This is a genomic window from Pantoea sp. GbtcB22, from assembly GCF_019091025.1.
Classification (GTDB): domain Bacteria; phylum Pseudomonadota; class Gammaproteobacteria; order Enterobacterales; family Enterobacteriaceae; genus Pantoea; species Pantoea leporis.
This window is the reverse complement of the sequence record NZ_JAGXKB010000797.1, coordinates 1-238: the sequence shown is the minus strand read 5'-3', so window position 1 is coordinate 238 and position 238 is coordinate 1. Positions and strand designations below refer to the sequence as shown.

Here is a 238-nt window from a genome sequence, read left to right as displayed (position 1 = left end):
AGATTGTTGAGCGGGGTCTTGCATCCTGCTTCAGGGGAACGGCCTGTAACAGTCTGTCTGTCCCCACCGCATGTTCAGCAATCGAGAGGGCAGCGGGGCTGCCCTTGTTGTCGTTGTTAATTCAGAGTGCTTTGTCGTGCGGTGCTTTGAACAGGGCCTGCATATCGCTTGAGAGTACGAAGTTCAGGTTCAGATTCTTCGGTGGAATCGGTTTTTTGAACCAGGTTTCAAACCATTT

At 51.3% G+C, this 238-nt stretch carries 1 pseudogene; it reads right to left on the bottom strand.

The window, feature by feature from the left end:
• Positions 1-121: 121 nt before the first annotated feature.
• Positions 122-238: pseudogene (locus KVT28_RS26715) on the bottom strand (glutamate/aspartate ABC transporter substrate-binding protein); the annotation flags it as partial.